At 27.4% G+C, this 21,024-nt stretch carries 18 protein-coding genes; 2 read left to right on the top strand and 16 right to left on the bottom strand.

Going from position 1 to position 21,024, the window contains the following annotated elements:
• Positions 1–30 precede the first annotated feature (30 nt).
• From codY to BLP75_RS10695, 5 genes are all read right to left on the bottom strand, one after another.
• Positions 31–816: a GTP-sensing pleiotropic transcriptional regulator CodY gene (gene codY / locus BLP75_RS10675; protein WP_092725963.1), complete on the bottom strand. Its 786-nt coding sequence runs from the start codon at positions 814–816 to the stop codon at positions 31–33.
• A gap of 148 nt (positions 817–964) precedes the next feature.
• Entirely contained in the window at positions 965–3,082 is a 2,118-nt protein-coding gene (gene topA / locus BLP75_RS10680; RefSeq protein WP_092725965.1) for a type I DNA topoisomerase, read from the bottom strand.
• Positions 3,083–3,111: 29 nt separating this feature from the next.
• Entirely contained in the window at positions 3,112–4,212 is a 1,101-nt protein-coding gene (gene dprA / locus BLP75_RS10685; protein ID WP_092725966.1) for a DNA-processing protein DprA, read from the bottom strand.
• 11 nt (positions 4,213–4,223) lie between these two features.
• A complete protein-coding gene (locus tag BLP75_RS10690; RefSeq protein ID WP_092725968.1) occupies positions 4,224–5,771 on the bottom strand; it encodes a YifB family Mg chelatase-like AAA ATPase in 1,548 nt (515 codons plus the stop codon).
• A gap of 10 nt (positions 5,772–5,781) precedes the next feature.
• The gene (locus BLP75_RS10695; protein WP_092725969.1) at positions 5,782–6,126 is read right to left on the bottom strand and encodes a YraN family protein; all 345 of its coding nucleotides are present in this window, start codon (positions 6,124–6,126) and stop codon (positions 5,782–5,784) included.
• Between the two features lie 132 nt (positions 6,127–6,258).
• Between BLP75_RS10695 and BLP75_RS10700 the strand changes: the two genes are divergently transcribed.
• A complete protein-coding gene (locus BLP75_RS10700; protein ID WP_092725971.1) occupies positions 6,259–7,563 on the top strand; it encodes a CapA family protein in 1,305 nt (434 codons plus the stop codon).
• Positions 7,564–7,628: 65 nt separating this feature from the next.
• Here the strand turns inward: BLP75_RS10700 and BLP75_RS10705 are convergent, their stop codons facing one another.
• The 9 genes from BLP75_RS10705 to ylqF all read right to left on the bottom strand — a co-directional run bounded on the left by BLP75_RS10705 (position 7,629) and on the right by ylqF (position 18,595).
• On the bottom strand, positions 7,629–8,678 hold the full coding sequence (locus BLP75_RS10705) for an alpha-hydroxy-acid oxidizing protein (protein WP_092725972.1): 1,050 nt from the start codon (positions 8,676–8,678) through the stop codon (positions 7,629–7,631).
• Between the two features lie 136 nt (positions 8,679–8,814).
• Entirely contained in the window at positions 8,815–9,582 is a 768-nt protein-coding gene (locus BLP75_RS10710) for a ribonuclease HII (protein WP_092725974.1), read from the bottom strand.
• 243 nt (positions 9,583–9,825) lie between these two features.
• Complete coding sequence (gene brnQ / locus BLP75_RS10715) at positions 9,826–11,127, bottom strand: branched-chain amino acid transport system II carrier protein (protein ID WP_092725975.1); 1,302 nt, start codon at positions 11,125–11,127, stop codon at positions 9,826–9,828.
• A 467-nt stretch (positions 11,128–11,594) separates the two neighbouring features.
• Entirely contained in the window at positions 11,595–12,968 is a 1,374-nt protein-coding gene (locus BLP75_RS10720) for an MATE family efflux transporter (RefSeq protein ID WP_092725976.1), read from the bottom strand.
• Positions 12,969–12,983: 15 nt separating this feature from the next.
• Positions 12,984–13,397: a MarR family winged helix-turn-helix transcriptional regulator gene (locus BLP75_RS10725; protein ID WP_092725978.1), complete on the bottom strand. Its 414-nt coding sequence runs from the start codon at positions 13,395–13,397 to the stop codon at positions 12,984–12,986.
• 334 nt (positions 13,398–13,731) lie between these two features.
• The gene (locus tag BLP75_RS10730) at positions 13,732–14,493 is read right to left on the bottom strand and encodes a hypothetical protein (protein ID WP_092725979.1); all 762 of its coding nucleotides are present in this window, start codon (positions 14,491–14,493) and stop codon (positions 13,732–13,734) included.
• Positions 14,494–14,567: 74 nt separating this feature from the next.
• A complete protein-coding gene (locus tag BLP75_RS10735) occupies positions 14,568–14,891 on the bottom strand; it encodes a hypothetical protein (RefSeq protein WP_092725981.1) in 324 nt (107 codons plus the stop codon).
• A 67-nt stretch (positions 14,892–14,958) separates the two neighbouring features.
• Positions 14,959–17,529 (bottom strand): PEP/pyruvate-binding domain-containing protein, encoded by a 2,571-nt coding sequence (locus BLP75_RS10740; RefSeq protein WP_092725982.1) that lies wholly within the window; start codon positions 17,527–17,529, stop codon positions 14,959–14,961.
• A 151-nt stretch (positions 17,530–17,680) separates the two neighbouring features.
• Complete coding sequence (ylqF, locus tag BLP75_RS10745; RefSeq protein ID WP_330385805.1) at positions 17,681–18,595, bottom strand: ribosome biogenesis GTPase YlqF; 915 nt, start codon at positions 18,593–18,595, stop codon at positions 17,681–17,683.
• 273 nt (positions 18,596–18,868) lie between these two features.
• Here ylqF and manA point away from each other — a divergent pair, with 273 nt between their 5' ends.
• Positions 18,869–19,813, top strand: a complete 945-nt coding sequence (manA, locus tag BLP75_RS10750) for a mannose-6-phosphate isomerase, class I (RefSeq protein WP_092725984.1) — start codon at positions 18,869–18,871, stop codon at positions 19,811–19,813.
• Between the two features lie 60 nt (positions 19,814–19,873).
• Here the strand turns inward: manA and rplS are convergent, their stop codons facing one another.
• Together rplS and trmD are read right to left on the bottom strand one after the other, a co-directional pair.
• The gene (rplS, locus tag BLP75_RS10755) at positions 19,874–20,227 is read right to left on the bottom strand and encodes a 50S ribosomal protein L19 (protein ID WP_092725986.1); all 354 of its coding nucleotides are present in this window, start codon (positions 20,225–20,227) and stop codon (positions 19,874–19,876) included.
• A 102-nt stretch (positions 20,228–20,329) separates the two neighbouring features.
• Complete coding sequence (trmD, locus tag BLP75_RS10760) at positions 20,330–21,022, bottom strand: tRNA (guanosine(37)-N1)-methyltransferase TrmD (RefSeq protein WP_092725987.1); 693 nt, start codon at positions 21,020–21,022, stop codon at positions 20,330–20,332.
• Positions 21,023–21,024 lie beyond the last annotated feature (2 nt).

Here is a 21,024-nt window from a genome sequence, read left to right on the forward strand (position 1 = left end):
TAGATACCTTTTTATAAAAATTTGCATTTATTAATGATTATTCTTTATTTTGTTTAATTCGTCTATAAGTTTATCGTTAAGTATCTTTATATGTGTACCCTTCATTCCTAAAGATCTCGATTCTATAACTCCAGCACTTTCAAATTTTCTTAATGCATTTACTATAACAGATCTAGTTATACCAACTCTATCAGCTATCTTGCTAGCAACAAGTAAGCCTTCTCTTCCATCTAGTTCTTCAAATATATGCTCTACAGCTTCTAATTCAGAATAAGATAAAGTTCCTATAGCCATTTGAACTACAGCTTTTCTTCTCATTTCTTCTTCTAATTCTTCACCTATTGCTCTTAATATTTCAAGACCGACAACGGTTGCACTATACTCAGCTATAACTAAATCATCATCTGTGAAAAGTTCATCATATCTTGATAAAACTAAAGTTCCTAATCTTTGACCACTACCTAATATAGGTACTATAGTAGTGTTTTTATGAGTTCTATCTCTCTCATCTGGGAATAAATTTAATAAATCATCTCCAGTTAAATTTTCTTTAGTTTCAGATATTTTTAACATATTTTTAGTGTATTCTTCTGGAAACTTCTTTTGCTTTGTATTTTCTTCAACAACAACCGAGCTGTCCATTTCATCATGAAGATATAATCCTAATACTTTCCCTTTAGAACTTAAAATATATGTATTAGCATTTAAAACTTCTCCTAATGATCCAGCTAATAAATCAAAAGACACATTACTTCCACCACTTGTTTGTAGTGTTTTATTTATCTTTCTCGTTTTTTGTAATACTTCACTTGCCATTTATAATTCATCTCCTCATGTAAATTAGCCTTCTAAGCTTATATATTCACATCTATCTATTTAAATATTTTCCCTACATTGTACTAATTGTGCAATTGCAATCTTATCACAATTTTACCCCTTTTTCAATACAATATCTGTTATTTTTCTAATTTTCGATATTTTCTTTCACTGATTCATCTTTAGCCTCTAATTCATCATCTTTTCCATGCTGTTTGTGGCATTCTTTATCTGAACAAATTATCTTTGTATCACTCTTTGTTACCTTTTCTATCATATATGATCCACAATGCTTACAAGTATCACCTGTAGGCTTATTCCATGCTACAAAATCACATTCTGGGTAATTAGAACATCCATAAAAGGCCTTGCCCCTTTTAGACTTTCTAAGTATTATATCTCCATCATGACACTTTGGACATTTTACACCTATTTTGTTAACCAATGGTTTAGTAGTTTTACATTCTGGATAATTTTTGCAAGCCATAAATTTTCCAAATCTACCATACTTAATAACCATGTTTTCTCCACAGTTTTCACAAATTTCATCAGTTTCTTCATCCATATTTATTTTTTCTATACTTTCCTTAGCTATCTCTATAGCTTCTTTTAATGGTTCATATGCTTCTGAAACAACTTGCTTCCACTCTATACTTCCTTCTTCAATTTCATCTAATTTATTTTCCATTTGAGCCGTAAAATCAACATCTATAAATTTTTGGAAGTTATTCTCTAATATTTCAGTTACTATTATACCAAGTTCTGTAGGACATAAACTAGTGCCTTGCTTTTCAACATATTCTCTATTTAATATAGTTGCAATTGTTGGAGCGTAAGTACTTGGTCTACCTATACCTAATTCTTCTAATGTTTTAACTAAACTTGCCTCTGTGAATCTTGCAGGTGGCTGAGTAAAATGTTGGTTAGGTAATATATCTTTTACATCTAAAATATCCCCTTCATTTATAGCAGGAAGTATTCTATCTTCTCTATCAGTAAAGTTATATATTTTCGTATATCCATCAAATTTCATCTTTGAACCAGTAGCTTTAAATGTATATTCTCCTATTTTACATTCTAGATTTAAAATATCAAATACAGAGTCTTCCATTTGACTTGCAACAAACCTTCTCCATATTAAATTATACAGTTTATACTGATCTCTAGTTAAATAGCTTTTTATACTATCAGGTGTTTTATCTACATATGTCGGTCTAATAGCCTCATGTGCATCTTGAACTTTTTTAGTCTCTTTTTTTTCTTTTTTTTCATTTGCATTTTTATAGTAGTTTTCTCCTATTTCATCTAGAATATATCCTTTTGCCTTTTCCTTAGCTTCCTCAGATATTCTCTTTGAGTCAGTTCTTATATAAGAGATAAGACCTACAGTTTCTTTATCTATATCAATACCTTCATATAATTCTTGAGCTACACTCATAGTTTTCTTAGTTGTAAAAGATAACTTATTTGCAGCTTCTTGTTGTAGCATACTTGTTGTAAATGGTTTAGGAGCTGATTTTCTTCTTGATTTAGATTCTATGGATACTACATCTAAACTCTTATTCTCTATATCTTTTAAGATTTTATTTACAGTTTCCTCATTTTCTATTTCTACTTTTTCGCTACCTTTACCATAAAACTTTAAACTTATATCTTCATCAGAATTGGTTTTAGCTTCTAGCTCTATTGTCCAATACTCCTTAGGAATAAATGCTTTTATCTCTTTCTCTCTATCACATATTAGCTTTGTAGTTACAGACTGAACTCTACCTGCACTAAGCCCTTTTCTTACCTTTTGCCATAGTATTGGACTTATTTGATATCCTAATAATCTATCTAATACTCTTCTAGCTTGCTGTGCATCTACTAAGCTTATATCTATATTTCTAGGGCTTTTTATCGCCTTTTTAATAGCATCTTTTGTTATTTCATTAAATTCTATCCTACAATCTTCACTTTCATCTAAACTTAATATGTGAGCTAAATGCCATGAAATAGCCTCCCCTTCTCTATCGGGGTCAGTTGCCAGATAAACTTTTTTTGATTTTTTAGCTTCTTTCTTTAACTCTTTTATTACATCGCCTTTTCCTCGTATATTAATATATTGAGGTTCGAAATTATTTTCTATATCTACACCTAACTTACTTTTAGGTAAATCTCTAATATGTCCTACTGAAGCTTTTACAGTATAGTGACTTTTTCCTAAAAATTTTTCTATGGTTTTAGCTTTCGCAGGCGATTCCACGATGACTAATGTTTTGGCCATAAACCACACACCCCCACTACTTATGTTATTTATACATTTAAACTGTACGTTTTATTATTCATTTCTATTAATACATCTTTTAAGACCAATTCGCTTAATATTGCATTTACAGATTTTATTTCCATTCTAGTATTATCACAAATTTCATCTATATGCAAGACACCTTGTTTTTTTATAGTATCTATTATTTGAATACTTTCCTTATTTAAACCAGTATTTTCATAATTTTTTAAATTTTCTTCCTGTTTTATATTAAGTATTTCGTATTCATTCAAAATATCCTCTATATTATTTATAAGTATTGCACCTTCTTTTATAATCTTGTTACATCCTTCACTCATAAAAGAGTTTATATTCCCTGGTATAGCAAATACGTTTTTGCCTTGTTCTAAGGCAAAATCAACAGTAATTAAAGCTCCACTTTTTTTAGCCGCTTCCACTACAATTACTCCGTCACTTATACCACTTATTATACGATTTCTATTAGCATAATTACTTGGAAATATTTTAGAATTTATATTGTAATCAGATAATATAAGTCCTCCATCCTCTAATATTTTATTAGCTAAATAAATATTTTTTTTAGGTAATATATTATTAACAGGTGAACCTAATACTGCTATAGTTTTACCATTACCTCCTATACAACTCATATGAGCATAAGAGTCTATCCCAATAGCTAATCCACTAATTATATTTATTCCTAAATTTGAAAGAGATTTTCCAATTGATTTTGCACAATTTATTCCATAGGTTGTTGCTTTTCTTGAACCTACCATTGCTAAGTTAAAATTTTTATTTACTAAACTTATATCTCCTTTATAAAATAATATACTTGGAGCATTGTGTATATATTTTAAGTTTTCAGGATAACCTTTTTCTTCAATACATATATATTCTACATTTTCTTTTTTAAGATTATTTTTTATTTCATCTAAAAAAGTTAGACTTTTATATTTTACTATATTTTGTTTTATTTTCAAGTTTATATTTTTCAAATCATAGATTTCTTTATCACTTAAATGAATTAAAGCTTCTATATTATTTATATTTTCTTTTATTATTTGTATATTTTTATTCGTAATACCTTCTATTGAGTTCAACCATAAGTATGCATCTCTTTTATTCATTTTTCAACTCCTTATTTAAAGTAAGTATAATAAGCTTTCCTAAAAGAAAAAGCTTCCATAATATGATTAGAACTTATACTCATTTCATTTTCTAAATCTGCTATAGTTCTTGCCACTTTTAATAGTTTTGTGTAACTTCTATTACTAAGTTTATATTTATTTAAAATTATTTTTATAGTATTTAGTGCTTCTTTATTTAAATTACAATAGTCTAAAAGTTTAGATGATTTCATTTCATCATTAGTTTTTATTGATTCATTTCTAAATCTATCATTTTGGATATCTCTAGCATTTTGTACTCTTTTTCTAATTGAGTTTGAACTCTCTGATTTCTTTCTATTATTTAACTCATCATATGAAACAGAATTTACTTCTATAAATATGTCAAATCTATCTAAAAGAGGACCTGAAATTTTATTTCTATATCTATCTATATCATAACTTCTGCAATTACATTCATTTTCAGACATATAATATCCACATGGACATGGATTCATAGCACCTATTAATAGTATATTGCATGGATATTTTATATTTTGTCTTACTCTAGATATATTTATATATTTATCTTCTATTGGTTGCCTTAGAGTTTCTAAAATACGTCTATCAAATTCTGCGATTTCATCTAAAAATAAAACTCCATTATGTGATAAAACCACTTCTCCTGGAGATGCATTTATCCCACCTCCTATTAACGATTGTCTCGTAGATGTATGATGTGGAGATCTGAATGGTCTTTTATATATAATTCCTTCATTTTCACATATAAGGCCTGATGCACTATATATTTTACTAACTTCTATCATTTCTTCTTTATCTAACTGTGGAAGTATTGTTCTAATTCTTTTAGCTATCATAGTTTTGCCTGATCCTGGAGGGCCAATCATAAGTAAATTATGATTTCCTGCTGCAGCAATTTCTGCACCTCTTTTAACAAAATAGTTACCTTTTACATCTTCAAAATCTTCATCGTATATTTTACTTTCTGAATCTAGGCTATGATCATAATCTTTCTTATTGTTTAATATTTCATTTAACTTAACTATTTTCCTTTCATTTAATATATCTATACAATCCTTTAGTGATTTTATAGGTATTAGCTCTATATCATCTACAAAGGAGCTTTCTAATATATTATCTATAGGTAAAAAAATTCGTTTTAAACCATCTTTTTTAGCTGAAATTACTATAGGTAAAATTCCCTTTACCTTCCTAACATTACCATCTAAAGATAATTCTCCTATAAATAGGCTTTCATCTAAATACGTTTGATTCTTTTTTATTAATTTCCTTAAAATCCCTATCGCTATAGGCAAGTCAAAAAAAGAACCTTCTTTTTTCATATCCGCTGGAGATAGGTTTACTACAATTCTAGAATTTGGAAAATTATATTCACTATTTATTATTGCAGATTTAACTCTATCTCTAGATTCTTTAACCTCTGTACTAGCTAAACCTACTATATTAAAGCAAGGAAGTCCATTTGCAATATCTACTTCAACTTTTATTAAATGACTTTCTATACCTATTAAATTACTTGAATTAATAACACTTAACATATCTTCCTCCCTAAAAAGCATTCTCTATGTGATTTATTTTTTTTTCATTTAAGTAAATTTCTATAACGTCAAATCTAATTTTTTTATTATGTAGATTATTTTGTAAAATATAATAATTTGCTGTATTTAGTATTTTTTTTATTTTTTTATAATTAACAGCTTCAGCTGGATATCCATATCTAATATTCGTCCTTGCCTTAACTTCTACAAATATAATTTCATCATCTAAACTACTTATAATATCTATTTCACCGGTCTTTATTCTATAATTTAATTCAATTATATTAATACCTTTATCTTCTAAATACTTACTTGCAATTGCTTCTCCCAAATCACCTTTTTCTTTATTATTCATATATATCACCTATTTTGAACTTTTTTTGAAGTATTGCCCCCTGTATATTGATATATACAATATTTGTTTTTATAATTGATATTTTTATACTTTGATATTAATATTTATATAGAGTGGAAGGGGTGAAAATATATGAGTAGAGTTACAAAACGTAAGAAAAAAAAATCTAAATCTATAGCTAAAGTATTATTTATTCTTTTAATATCATTGCTAGTTATATTACTTTTATTTCTTATATTTTTAATAATAAATATAACTAAAATAGATAGTGAAATTTCTAATTTTAATGAAGGTACTAAAAATGATAAAGTAATAAGCAGTAATTCAATATCTCCAAATTCTATAAATATAAATTTAAGTGTAATGGGAGATATTATGGCTCATAATCCCCAACTAAAAGCACAGTATAACAAAGATACAAACACATATGATTTTAACAATAACTTTAAATATGTTACACCTTACATAAATAATTCTGACTTAGCTATTGCTAATTTAGAAACTACATTGGCAGGCCCATCCATGCCTTATACTTCATATCCTACATTTAATTCGCCGGATACTTTAGTTGATGCTATAAAAAACTCAGGAATTGATATCGTCTCAACCATAAATAATCATACTTTTGATAAGGGGGATTTAGGATTAGAGAGAACTTTAAAAGTTTGCAAAGAGAAAGGATTAGAAACAATAGGGACCGTTGAAAGTGTATATGATAAAAATTATATAAAAAAAGATGTTTCTGGAATAAACCTCGGAATAACAGCTTTTTCTTATGGCAGCGTTAGCAATAATTCAAAGTCTGTTAATGGAATTGAAGTGTCAAATAAATCAAAAGATAAAATGAATGTATTTGATATGGTTGATGTAAATAGTGCATTTAATACTATAAAAATACAATTAGATAATATTAAGGATACTGATTTACAGATAGTAGTTTTGCATTGGGGTAACGAATACCAGAGAATTCCAAGTAAATTCCAAACAACTTTAGCTCAAATGCTTTGCAATTATGGTGTAGATATTATAGTGGGGTCTCACCCTCACGTAGTTCAACCTATTGAGCTAATCAATTCTTATAATAATGATAATAGTACATTAGTTATGTATTCCCTGGGTAATTTTATTTCAAATCAAAGAAAAGAACTTATGGGATCTCCATATACTGAGGATGGCCTTATTGTGAATATTGAAATAACAAAGGATACGAAGGAAAACAAAACATTTGTATCTAAAGCTAATTGCATACCTACATGGGTTAATAAATATCAAAATTCGGGTAAAAATTTCTATGAGATTATACCTATAGAAAATAAAAATCAATTAAGTCATATATCTAACTTGCCAATGAAATTAATTGAACAATCATATACAAACACTAAGTCTCAAATTAAAGAATCAAACATCATAAATTCACCAAATATTTCATTTAAGTAATAAATTAATTTATCTATTAAACAATATAAAAATAAAAGGAGTGATTAAAATCACCCCTTTTATTTTTATATTATATATATACCTTTGCTATCTCCAATATTTTTATATATTACTTTATTATTTATGTCTTTTACTGTTTGGCACCCCGTTAATATCATAGCAGAGCTCAATTCATCCTTTACTTTATTTACATATGTTTCTACTCCGTCAATAGCACCACCAAACGATGCTGTAACAAAAGGTCTACCTATTAAAACTGCATCTGCACCTAACCCTATCATCTTTAAAACATCTACTCCTGTTCTAACTCCCCCATCAGCAAGTATAGTTATTTTACCTTTTACAGCCTTAGATATACTAGGTAAAACTTCAGCAACTCCAGGAGTGCAATCTAATACCCTTCCACCATGATTAGATATTACTATAGCATCTGCACCTGCATCTACTGCCATAAGTGCATCTTGTACCGTCATTATACCCTTTACTATAAATGGCAATTTAGTTGATTTTTTTAATGCTCTAAGCGATTTAATACCTTTAGGAACAACAGTCTTTCCATGCATAGATAGTGTAACTAATCCACACGCATCTATATCTACTCCAACTGCAATTGCCCCAGTTTCTTCTGCTAATCTTATCTTTTTTATTATATCTTCATTTTCCCATGGTTTTATAAACACTATACCCTTACCATTATTTTCTTTTAATACTTTTAAATTTTCAATTAAAAATTCATCTACTGCAGTATCTCCAACCATTGCATATATTCCTGATTTTATACATCCTTTTACTACAGGCTCTATATAGTCCCTCTCTGAGATTTTACCTCCCATATTTAAAGTAGTTCCTGTTATAGGGGCTGCAAATATGGGTGCATCCATTTTTTGACCAAATAGCTCAATTGATGTATCAGGGTTAGATACATTATGTATTACTCTCATATTTATCTTTACTTTTTCTAGGCTTTTATTATTTTCAATAAAAGAAGAACCTGTACCTTTACCACCCATACCTGGAACTTCACCTGCACATGCTACTCCATTACATACTTTGCATACCTTACAACTTCCATTTAGATTATTTCTAGCTTGTTTTTCTAATTCTTTAAAATCCATTTTTATTCCCCCTATTATTTTAAGTTGTATAAGCTTTCAGTTTTATATTTATTACTATACAAAATATTAAAGACTATATATTTTTATAAATTATATAGCCTTTAATATTTAAATTTTTATAGTTTATATATATTAATTATAACACATTTTTTAAGAAGCTTTTTCTATGTATAGGAGTTATTCCTAACTTCTCAATAGCTTCATAATGTTCTTTTGTTCCATAGCCTTTATGAGATTTAAATCCATATCCTGGGTACATCTCTTCATATTGATACATTATACTATCTCTTGTTACTTTAGCTAATATACTAGCTGCTGCTATTGATATAGACTTGGAATCTCCTTTAATAATTGCTTTTTGATCTGTATCAATGCCTGGTATTGTAGCAGCATCTACTAATAAATAGTCCGGTGTTTTTTCTAAACAATTTATAGCCTTTTTCATAGCCATATAAGTTGCATTTAATATATTAAATTCATCTATTTCTTCATTATTAACTATCCCTATTCCATAATCTAAAGCTTGTTCTTTTATTATATCAAAAAGCTCGTCTCTTTTAGACTCACTAAGCTTTTTAGAATCATTTATTCCTTCTATTTTAGTATTAGGCTTAAATACAACAACCGATGCTACTACTGGACCTGCCAAAGGTCCTCTACCAGCTTCATCTATTCCCCCTATATATACATACCCCTTATTATAACCTTCATTTTCAAATGCATTTATAATTTCTAATCTTTCATTTTCTTTCCTAATTGAATCTAATTTTTTAGCCATCTTTACCGCAATACTTTGAACTGATTTTCTTTCATCATTTCTTAATATATCTATGTACTCTAAATATTTATCTACACTTAAACCATCTATAATTTCTTTTATCTCTTTTACACTTTTGTCTTTCATTTTAATCTCCTTATAATAACATCTTTTTTATTTATTAGTTTTTTCAAACTTATGGTATATATATACTCTTTTTTATTTTTAATATGTTTTAGTATACATTATAAAATATTTTTCTTCAATTTTAAGATTATTAGTACATATTAAAATTATTACTATATTTTAAAACCAAATAACTTTTATATTTCAAGAATATTGCGACAAAAAAAATCGCTGATATCCACATCAACGATTTTTTAATATATATTATCCAACTCTATTAATATCAATTTTGCCTTGCTTGCTATGTGATGGTATAAAGCTTCCTACAACCCCACCTATTAATACTGGAACAATCCAGTTGAAACCTAATTGTGCAAATGGTAATTTTGTTATCATTGGTATAGATATTCCTAGATTATTAGCAACTGTTAATACACTTACTAATAGAGCCATATATGCTGCACCTTTAAATGCATTATCATTTTTAATTTTACTTCCAAATAAAGTCATTATAACTAGTACAACTGTTGCTGGATATATCATATCTAATATTGGAGCTGAGAATTTTATTATTGTACTTACTCCAAAGTTTGATACTATCGCACTAAATATGCAAACTGCTGTAACTATAATTTCATATTTTAACTTTCCATTTGTTATCTTAGAGAAAAACTGTGCTGTTGCTGATGTAAGACCTATTGCAGTTGTTAAACATGCTAGTCCTACGATTAATGCTAATATTATTTTTCCTGGATGTCCAAGAAGTGATGCTGTAATTTCAACAATTAACTTTGTTTGAACAACATCTTTACCATATACTTGAGATACAGTTGCACCTAAATATGTTAATCCTCCATAAACTAAGCATAAACCTATTGCTGCAACTATTCCTGCTTTCATTGTTAATTTTACTTTTTGGCTTTCATCATTATACCCTTTGTTAGCAAGTGATGTAATTATTACTGTTGATAAAGCAACAGCTCCTAATGCATCCATTGTTTGATACCCTTGTTTTACACCTTCTGCAAATATATCATTTATCATAGGTGTTGGATTTATATCTCCTAAAGGAGTTACTATCCCTTTTATGATTAATACACCTAAAGCAACTAGTAGTGCTGGTGTTAAGAATTGTCCTATAATATCTACAACCTTAGATGGCTTTATTGTTAATATAAAAGTTATTGCAAAGAATAATACCGAGAATAATATTGGGTTAAATCCACTAGCTAATGGTGATATTCCCATTTCAAAAGTTGTTGCCGCTGTTCTAGGTATTGCTAAAAGTGGACCTAGACATATCATTATTGCAGATCCTAATACAATAGCTAAATTTTTACCTGCTCTTCCAAGAACTTTACTTACCTCTCCATTACATTTTGCTGCAGCCGCTACTGCAAGTAATGCTAAACCTACGTCAGCTAAAAGGAATCCTCCAAATCCCGTCAGCCAACTTTCACCGGATATTACTCCTAAGAAAGGTGGAAATATTAAGTTTCCAGCTCCAAAGAACATAGCAAATAGTGCAAATCCAACTATAACTATATCTTTATTTGTTTTGTTCATATTAACGCCCCCTTAAATTCATTAGAATTTAAATAAATTATTTTTTAAATATCAAATTGAATTTTAATTTAATATTTTGAATTAATTATAAATCGATATTTTCTAAACGTCAACAATATTTAAAATTTATTAAATATTAAGAATATTCTTACTCTAACGTTTTCCTATCATTTTTCTACTTTTTACGATCTTTTTTTCGGTATTTTCAAACTAAAAGTTTATTTTTTAAAATATTTTTGTTTGTTTAATTTAAATTTTAAATTAACTTTTTTCTATATTTTTTTTATTTTAAATTTATTTTTAATTTTAATTTTTTTGAATTCAATGGATTTTTTTGAATTTTCATTTTTAAATTATACCATCAATTTGTAAAAAAGTATCAAAAAAAATAGTATATAATAATTTTTTTTAAAAAATTTTATATACTATTTGATTTCTATTTTATAATTTTATAATTTTTAAGTTAATTACGCTACTTTCTTTTCTAAGATTTCTTCATTTTTAACTTTATAGCTTCTAAGCTCTTTTACTAATACAATAGCAGTTATCACTGTTGCTAAAAAATCTGACACCGGTTGAGATACCCAAACACCATTTAATCCAAAGAATTTAGGTAACATTACTATCATAGGTATTAAAAGTATAACTTGTCTTAATAAACTTAAGAACATAGCTACTTTAGCTTTCCCTACAGATTGTATATAATTTGAACCAGTTATTGATATTCCTATTATTGGTAACATAAGTAAATATATTCTAACTCCATTAACTGATATATCCATTAACTTAGGATCTTTATTGAACATTCCTACTATAATCTCTGGCATAGTTTGTACCATTAACCATCCTGTAGTAAGTATAACTATTGATGCTAATGCAGATATCTTAAATGCTTTATTAGATCTTTCATATTGTTTAGCTCCATAATTAAATCCAATTATCGGCTGAGATCCTTGATTTAATCCAAATATTGGCATTAAAAATATCATTGATATAGATGATATTGTAGCCATAGCACCTATAGCTAAATCTCCTCCATATAATTTTAAAGCATTATTTGATATAGCTTGAACTAAACTTGTTGCCATCTGCATCGCAAAAGGTGCTGAACCTATAGCAAAAATTGCTGATACTAATGATTTATCTAATTTTAAGCTTTCTTTTTTAAATTTCAAGTTTGATTTCCCTTTAATGTAGTACATTAAAGCCCATACTGCAGTAACAATTTGAGATGTTACTGTTGCTATAGCTGCTCCTTTTATACCTAGATTAAATACAAATATTAAAACCGCATCTAAAACTATATTAGTTAAACAACCTACAACCATTATTATAGCTGCAAGTTTAGGATTCCCATCTCCTCTGATTGTGTTATTTAGAGTAAATGCTAACACATTAAATACTGTCCCGGCTAAAATTATATATATATATGATTCCGCATAATAAAGAGTTGCCTCACTTGCACCAAATAATTTTAGTATATTTTCTCCGAATACAATACCAACAACACTTATAATTAAACTGATAACAATTGATAAAGTTATCCCATTTCCTATAAGTTTTTGTGCATCTTCTTTATTTCCTTGACCTAATTTTATTGAAATATTAGTTGTAGCTCCTACACCAACTAGCATAGCGAATGCAAGTATTATAGTCATTATTGGCATTGTAACACCTACACCTGTTATAGCTAATGGTCCTACATCAGGTATTTGTCCTATAAACATTCTATCTACTACATTGTAAAGTGCATTTACCATCATTCCGATTATCGCTGGTACTGAATACTTAAACAGTAATTTTCCTATTGGTTCTGTACCTAGTATTTGTTCGTTTTTCATAAATTCCTCCTTCTCTTAAGTGCATATTTTTTTTAACATCATAACCATATTTTCTGCTTCTTCTTCTGTTAACTTTGAAGTTATGTTATCTTCCCACTGCATCATAACCGATATTACATCAAATTTTAAATCTTTGCTTTTCTGAGTCAAATAAACTTTATACGCTCTTTTATCTGTTTCATCTTTGACTCTAGTTAAAAATTTTTCTTCTTCTAGCTTCTTTATCGCTCTAGCTGTTGTTCCCTTATCTATATTAAGAACATCACAAAGTTCTTCTTGGCTTCTACCATCCTGTCTATAAAGTTCTAATAAAAACATAACTTGACCCGAACCAATTCCTAATTCATTTAATCCTTTAGATATAAAAGAACTACCTTTTCTATATATTTGAGATACGTACTTTCCAATGTATTTGCAATTATCTTGCATTGTTATTTCACCGCCTATATTAAACATAGCTTTTTGTATACACAATTATTCATTATACTTCATTTTAGTTGTTATTGCAACTTTATTATTTTTATTTTATATTTTTGTTAAATTTTATAATTTATTTTATATTTTTTAATTTTTTATTAGAGATTAACTATACATGTGTTAATTTTTTTTTACAATATAATTTTTATGTTAAATTAATTTATTTAACTAAATAATAAAGTTTTTTGTATTCAAAATTCATTATTATTTATATCCAATAAAAAAAGATTAACATTTTAAAAATTTAGTTAATCTTTTTTATAAACTTTTATTTAATATTCGATAATTACTTTTCAATTAAGTCTTTTATTTGTTCTTCTAAGTTAGCTATTTTGTTTTCTAGTTCTTTGTTTTTGTTAATTAAAACATTAATTTCTAACTGTTTTTCATCTATAAGTTCTTGATTTTTTTTATCAATAAAATTTAATTGATCTTTTAAATCTTGTATTATATTTTTTAAATTATTATCATCTTTTTTTAATTGTTCTATTTTATCAGATTTTTCTTTTATTAATTTATTAAGTTCTAATATTTTATTATCCTTATCATATAAAAGTTTATTCAAATTTTCAATTGTTTGTTGTTTAATATTTACTATATTTTTAAGGTCTATTATTATATTATCTTTATTTTTTATTGAATTATTTAAATATATTATATTTTTATCTTTTTCATCTACTTTTATATTTAATTTTAAAATTTTGTCTTCCTGATTTTTTATACTCTTATCTAACTCATTTATTTTCTGTCTTTTTTCACTTATTATAGTATCTAATTGGTTTATATCATTTTCTTTTGATTGTATAAGGGTGTCTAACTGTCTTATTTTACCATTTTTTTCTTTTAGCAATGTATCTTTTATCTTTAGTTCATTTTCCAAATCCTCATTTTTGTACTTTAATTCATCTACTCTATTATTACTATTACTTAACTGTCCGTTTAAACTTTCTATTTCATTATTTGCAGATACATATTTAATCCCCATTATGGTTAAAAGTACTACTAATATAATAGTAACTACTACAAATATATTTGTTACTTTATTCATACTTATCACCCTTTAACTTTTTAATTTATAATATGTTAAAAAATGGATAAGTTTACATTATAATTTAATTAATGCTATATATTATTACATTCTTTTAATCCCAAAATAATAATAGCTTCCTGTTTACTAACTAGTTTTAATTTTGTATCATCAGTTAAATTTTCGCCTACATATTTCTTAGCCACAAAATTTTTACCATTTTTAATTTTTATGAAATATGGTCTATTAATATTTGTTTTTGTTAATGTACTGTATGATATTATGTCTTCATCTTTATCATATCTCCATACTTGAACTGATTTAGATAGAGTTTCCATACTTTCAAACTCAGATGATATATAAACTTCTTCTATCTCACCATTTATTAATTTTTTCATTTCATCTTTGCATTTCCCCATTGTATACCCCCATAAAAGTTTTTCTATTTTATAATAATTATAACATGAGTTAGTATATATTTAAGTTCTAAAGTGATGTATCATAAGCACAAGTTACAATTTGTGTTGTAATATCTGAATATATTTCTAGGTCTTTAGTCTTATATATCTTTATGACATCCGTATTTATATTTGTGTCTCTTATAATTTCTTTAGCTATATTTTTATATGATTTTAATTTTTCTTCATTAAATACTGTATCTTTATTATTGTCAAATAAAGCTACATAAAATATACCGGTTTCAACTAAATCTTGGAAAAAATGACTTCCATAAGAAAGTTCAGGCATTAACCCCTCATTACTATATGCAATTTCACACATTACAGACATATTGCATAGTTCTGTAAAATGAACAGGAACTCCAAGCGCTGGTGTACTAGTTCCCCATCTACCAGGACCCATAAGCATTACATTTTTATCTTTGAACTTTTGATTTATAATACCTATTTGTCTAGCTATATTATATTTACCTTCATGACTTAAATTTATATATTCTTTAGAGTCCACAAAAACTATATACTCTATAGGTAATCTAATATTTCCTCCCATAAAATTTCCTACTGATGAAAATATGCATGAATTTTTATCCAGTAGCTTAGGTACTTTTACAGTTTTCCCTAAACCTCTTGTTTGAAGAGGTCTACACTGTACTATATTCAATGTAAATTGATTTAATTTATTAAAATTAGCTGTAAATTCTATATCTACGGGATATCTATACTCTTTAGATAAAACTTGTAATACTTTTTTCATAACTTCAGGAAATTTACTATATTTTAACAGTTGTTGAAAATTAAGCAAAAATGGAGCTGTTGAAGGATCTTTTCTCATCTCTCTTAATATTTGTTGAGTTTTATAATCTTTTCTTCCAAATATATTTATATCTGCTTTTATATCATTTTTTATTGCTTCATTTATAGGCACAGTTGTTAATTTGTTATTTTTAAAATCCAAAACATCTACGTCATGCTGTGAGAACTTTTGTTCATCTTCAAAATTTATTAAAGGTAATCTCATTGGATCATCAAGCGTAATTATTCTTGCGTAGTCACTGTGAACTCTATCTACGGCTCTGGTACCAAGGCCAAAAACTAACCTAAGCATTCCTGCATTCATATCTATTTTTTTATTCCATACATATAAGTTAGATGAATTACCCACTCCAGCTATGTGTGGGAAAAAGTATTGTCCATAATAATCACCAGAAACTCTTTGAACTAAAATACCCATCTGTTCATCTTTTTTATCTAAACCTCTATTTTTTCTATAATTTAAAGCATCTTGGTTCATAGTACTTGCATATACAGTTCTAACAGCCTTTTCAAAAGCTTCTAATCTTTCTTCAGGGGTTCCTTGATTAACACAAAACACACTTTCATATTTTCCAGCAAATGCATTTCCAAAACTATCTTCCAGGAGTGAACTAGATCTTACTACTATAGGAGACTGACCATAATATTCTAACATGTGCATAAATTGTTCTTTTATCATATCAGAAAATCGTCCAGATTCTAATCTATATTTAAGTTCACTTGAATATTTAAAATACCCCTCTTCAGTTTTTTGCTTTATCCTTAAATCCCACATACCATTTTCAACTATATATGAATAAAATATATCAGCACCTATAAAAAATGAATCATGAGGCTCTAATAATTCATTAAACTCTTCTTTATATTCTTCACTTTTTCTAAGTATGGATGTAGCTAACAACATACCTATACTTTTCCCACCTATAAAACCAGTTCCAATTTCTCTGTATGCTATTTCAATCAAGTCTGATAGATTAAAGTATTTCATACACATTTCATTTATTTTTAAATCTTTTCCTACTAATATATTAATTAATAGTCTCTTCATTTCTTCTTGCTCAGAACTTTCTTTACTTAATGAATTCTTCGCTTTATTTAATGTCCTTCTCCAATAAGCTAACCTTCTACTGTTCCACTTAAACTTTGATACTAGTTCTGTGGTGTCCAGACTAGATGTTATCGGTGTAGCATTGTCTTGTATTATTTTATGTGGAAAAAACATAGTTTGGCTATACCTATTTAATACTTTTCTAGGATATATATATAAGGTATTCTCTACTTCATATATATCTAACAATAACTGAGTGGTCTTCCTTAGCTCTGATATAGTATCATATGTATGCTCATTTCTCTCTATTGCAAAGTATGCAATACATCTAAACTTATTTAAGTGCGGAAATATGACTTTAAAAAAATTCATTGTCATAAGTTCTGAATACCAAGATTTTTGTAATTCTGTTAAATTGCCAAATACATAAAAGGTTTCTATTCCTTCTTCTGATATTATATTGTGAATAGTCGTTGTAAATTTTTCAAATCCAATACTAGGATTTAAATCATAAACCTTTATTTTATTTAATTCATCAATTACTAAATTTTCATTTCCAAAATTAATATATACTATTTTTCTATTATTTAATTTTAATTGGTCTATATAATACTTAACTACCTTTTTATATTCTTGTATATGATTAATTTGCCATACAACATTATCCCCTAGCTTTAGCATGTCAATTGCTTTATCAAATCCTTTCATACCTGTACTTATGTTATCTATCCTATCCATAAAAACCTCCAATCTATTAAAAAATCCACACCTTATTTGGCATGGATATCTTTTAATAACATTATATGATTTTTTTTAGTTTATAGTGCTAATCCTAAAAAAAGATACTCTAGCTTTATATAAAGTAATGAGTATCTTTAATATATTTATATTAGTTTTTTATATCATCTGGAACTTCTAAACTTATTTTTCCTATCTTACCATCTCTAAATTCATTTAACACAGTAGTAGCTATACGAGTATAATCAAGTTCTTTCTTTCCTGTAACAAATCCTCTTTTATAACCTATCATGTCCATAGTTTCTATATCACTTTCACCTAAGTTTTCTAACTTATATCTAGTTTTTAATTTTTCCGGCTCAATTTCCATAAGCTTAGCTATAAGTCTTAATGCTAAAGTGTCAACATCTAAAATTTCATCCTTTATAGCTCTGCAGAATGCAAGATTAAGAGCAATTTCTTGGTCTTCAAACTTAGGCCAAAGTATACCCGGAGTATCTAATAGTTCTAAGTTTCCTTTTAATCTTACCCACTGCTTACCTTTAGTTACACCTGGTCTATCTCCTGTTACCGCACTTTTTCTTCCTGTTAATTTGTTTATTATAGATGACTTACCAACATTAGGAACTCCAACTATCATTATTCTTATTGGTCTTTCTTTTCTTCCTTTTTCTTTTAATGCATCCATTTTATCTTTAGTAACATTTCTACATTCATCTATTAATTTATTTAGTCCCATACCTTTCATTGTGTCTATCGGTATAGCTTTTATTCCTTGATCTTTATAATATTTTATCCATTTATCTAACTTAGCTCTATCTGCTAAATCACTTTTATTTAATATAACAACTCTTGGTTTGTTTCCTGCTAATTTATCTATATCAGGGTTTTTACTACTAAATGGTATTCTTGCATCTAACAATTCTACTACAACATCAACTAGCTTTAAGTTTTCTCTAACTAAATCTCTAGTTTTCTTCATATGACCTGGATACCAGTTTATATGTAAATTATCATCTCTTAGATAATCATCGTAGTCAACCCTCATCTTATCGCCTCTTGCCATAATTATCACTCCTTTATGTAAATCAAATTCGTTCATTTTATTTTTAACTTTTCTATTATACCATAAGATTGTTTTTTTTGCTTGTATAAAAGCAAGTATAAACATACTCATATTATTACTATAATGCCATTATTTTAAACACTTTCTTTTATTTATAAAGATTTCTTATATTTTTATATCATAACTAAGATTTGTTAACTTGATGGCAAATTCATTTATCAAATATACTTTTCTTATATACAAAATCTTATATAAACTAGGGGGACTAATCTTATGGAGCCATTATTTTTAAATCCATTATTTATGGATAGGATTTGGGGAGGTACTGCTTTAAAGGATAAATTCAATTATAACATTCCATCTAAAAATACAGGAGAATGTTGGGCTATTAGCTCTCATGAAAATGGAGACTGTACAATATCAAATGGTGAGTTCACAGGTATGACATTATCTCATTTATGGAACAATGAAAAGCATCTATTCGGTAATGTTAATGGTGATAAATTTCCATTATTAACTAAAATATTAGATGCAAATGATAATTTATCTGTACAAGTTCATCCAGATGATGAATATGCAAATATAAATGAAAGTGGAGAACTTGGAAAAACAGAGTGTTGGTATATAATAGATTGTGACGATGATGCGGAGATGATATTTGGTCATAATGCTAAATCAAAACAAGAATTAGTTCAAATGATAAATGATAATAAATGGGATGATTTGCTAAAAAAAGTAAAAATAAAAAAGGGAGATTTTTTCTATGTTCCTAGCGGAACAATACATGCACTATGTAAAGGTACTTTAGTTTTAGAAACTCAACAAAATTCAGATACAACTTATAGGGTATATGACTATGATAGAAGAGATAATAACGGAAACAAGAGAGAACTTCATGTTAATAAATCAATAGATGTAACTACAACTCCTCATAAGGTTCCTGATAACGTTTACAGTAAAATTTTAGATAAATCTTTTGAATTAACTACTTTTGTTGATAATAATTTTTTTAGTGTACATAAATTAAATACTTTCGGAAAATGTTCATTTGAACACGATAAACCATTTTCTTTATGCAGCGTTTTAGATGGTAAAGGTTCTTTAATATGTAATGCTAAAGAGTATCAACTAAATAAAGGATGTAATTTTATAATACCTGCGACAATTGATAATTTCAATTTGGATGGTAATTTAGAAATGATTATTTCTCACATATAATATATGAATGCAAAAAGGACTGATTATGTAATCAGTCCTTTAATTTATAGTAAAGTTTAATTATCTAGCGTTTCTAGCTTCTTTTATCTTAGCTGCTTTACCAACTCTACCTCTTAAGTAAGTTAATTTAGCTCTTCTTACTTTACCTTTTCTAGTTACTTCTATCTTTTCTATTCTTGGAGAATGAACTGGGAAAGTTCTTTCTACTCCAACATTGTAAGATATTTTTCTAACAGTGAAAGTTTCTTTTATTCCTCCACCTTGTCTCTTTAATACTACACCTTCAAATAACTGTATTCTTTCTCTTTTTCCTTCAACTATTTTAACGTGTACTTTAACTGTGTCCCCAGGTCCAAAGTTAGGAACTTCGTTCTTTAATTGTTCTTGTTCTAATGATCTTAATAATTCGTTCATTTTCGTCCTCCTAGTATCATAGACATTCTTAATTACTGACCAATGTAACAGAGGAATGCCCGTTTATTTTTTCAACAAATAAGATTATACTATATATTACTGTTATTTACAAGCTTTTTTGTACAAATCAGGTCTTCTTTCTTTGGTAATTCTAACCGATTCGTCATGTCTCCACTTTTCTATATTTTTATGGTTACCAGATAACAAAACATCTGGAACTTCTAGATTGTTAAACTCTCTAGGTCTTGTATAATGTGGATATTCTAGTAAGTTATCTTTAAAAGATTCTTCCTCAAAAGACTCATTTTGATTAAGTACACCTGGTATAAGCCTAGATATTGAATCTATCAATATAAGAGCTGGGAGCTCTCCTCCTGTTAATACATAATCCCCTATCGAAATTTCATCTGTTACGATTAAGTCTATAATTCTTTGGTCCACACCTTCATAGTGTCCACAAAGTAGTATTACATCATCGATTTGAGAAAATTCTTGGGCTATAGTTTGATTATGCACTTTACCCTTAGGCGTTAAATATATCACTCTAGGTTCTTTTATATTATGAGTGTCTATTATGTGCTTATATGTATCATATATAGGTTGAGGAGTCATTACCATACCTGCTCCTCCTCCAAATGGATAATCATCCACTTTCTTATGTTTATTAGTAGAAAAATCCCTAATATTATATACATATACCTCTATTATTTCTTTTTCCACAGCTCTTTTCATTATACTCTCACTCATATAAGAGTTAAATATTTCTGGGAAAAGTGTCATTATATGAAATCTCATAT

This window comes from Romboutsia lituseburensis DSM 797, from assembly GCF_900103615.1.
GTDB lineage: Bacteria > Bacillota > Clostridia > Peptostreptococcales > Peptostreptococcaceae > Romboutsia_F > Romboutsia_F lituseburensis.

Excerpts from the sequence above, each read along its gene's own strand:
- BLP75_RS10740 (WP_092725982.1), bottom strand. The coding sequence starts at position 17,529 with ATGGATAGGATAGATAACATAAGTACAGGTATGAAAGGATTTGATAAA.
- BLP75_RS10695 (WP_092725969.1), bottom strand. The coding sequence starts at position 6,126 with ATGAATAATAAAGAAAAAGGTGATTTGGGAGAAGCAATTGCAAGTAAG.
- manA (WP_092725984.1), top strand. The coding sequence starts at position 18,869 with ATGGAGCCATTATTTTTAAATCCATTATTTATGGATAGGATTTGGGGA.
- BLP75_RS10710 (WP_092725974.1), bottom strand. The coding sequence starts at position 9,582 with ATGAAAGACAAAAGTGTAAAAGAGATAAAAGAAATTATAGATGGTTTA.
- trmD (WP_092725987.1), bottom strand. The coding sequence starts at position 21,022 with ATGAGATTTCATATAATGACACTTTTCCCAGAAATATTTAACTCTTAT.
- BLP75_RS10735 (WP_092725981.1), bottom strand. The coding sequence starts at position 14,891 with ATGGGGAAATGCAAAGATGAAATGAAAAAATTAATAAATGGTGAGATA.
- BLP75_RS10730 (WP_092725979.1), bottom strand. The coding sequence starts at position 14,493 with ATGAATAAAGTAACAAATATATTTGTAGTAGTTACTATTATATTAGTA.
- BLP75_RS10720 (WP_092725976.1), bottom strand. The coding sequence starts at position 12,968 with ATGAAAAACGAACAAATACTAGGTACAGAACCAATAGGAAAATTACTG.
- topA (WP_092725965.1), bottom strand. The coding sequence starts at position 3,082 with ATGGCCAAAACATTAGTCATCGTGGAATCGCCTGCGAAAGCTAAAACC.
- dprA (WP_092725966.1), bottom strand. The coding sequence starts at position 4,212 with ATGAATAAAAGAGATGCATACTTATGGTTGAACTCAATAGAAGGTATT.
- BLP75_RS10700 (WP_092725971.1), top strand. The coding sequence starts at position 6,259 with ATGAGTAGAGTTACAAAACGTAAGAAAAAAAAATCTAAATCTATAGCT.
- BLP75_RS10725 (WP_092725978.1), bottom strand. The coding sequence starts at position 13,397 with ATGCAAGATAATTGCAAATACATTGGAAAGTACGTATCTCAAATATAT.
- ylqF (WP_330385805.1), bottom strand. The coding sequence starts at position 18,595 with ATGGCAAGAGGCGATAAGATGAGGGTTGACTACGATGATTATCTAAGA.
- brnQ (WP_092725975.1), bottom strand. The coding sequence starts at position 11,127 with ATGAACAAAACAAATAAAGATATAGTTATAGTTGGATTTGCACTATTT.
- BLP75_RS10705 (WP_092725972.1), bottom strand. The coding sequence starts at position 8,678 with ATGGATTTTAAAGAATTAGAAAAACAAGCTAGAAATAATCTAAATGGA.
- rplS (WP_092725986.1), bottom strand. The coding sequence starts at position 20,227 with ATGAACGAATTATTAAGATCATTAGAACAAGAACAATTAAAGAACGAA.
- BLP75_RS10690 (WP_092725968.1), bottom strand. The coding sequence starts at position 5,771 with ATGTTAAGTGTTATTAATTCAAGTAATTTAATAGGTATAGAAAGTCAT.
- codY (WP_092725963.1), bottom strand. The coding sequence starts at position 816 with ATGGCAAGTGAAGTATTACAAAAAACGAGAAAGATAAATAAAACACTA.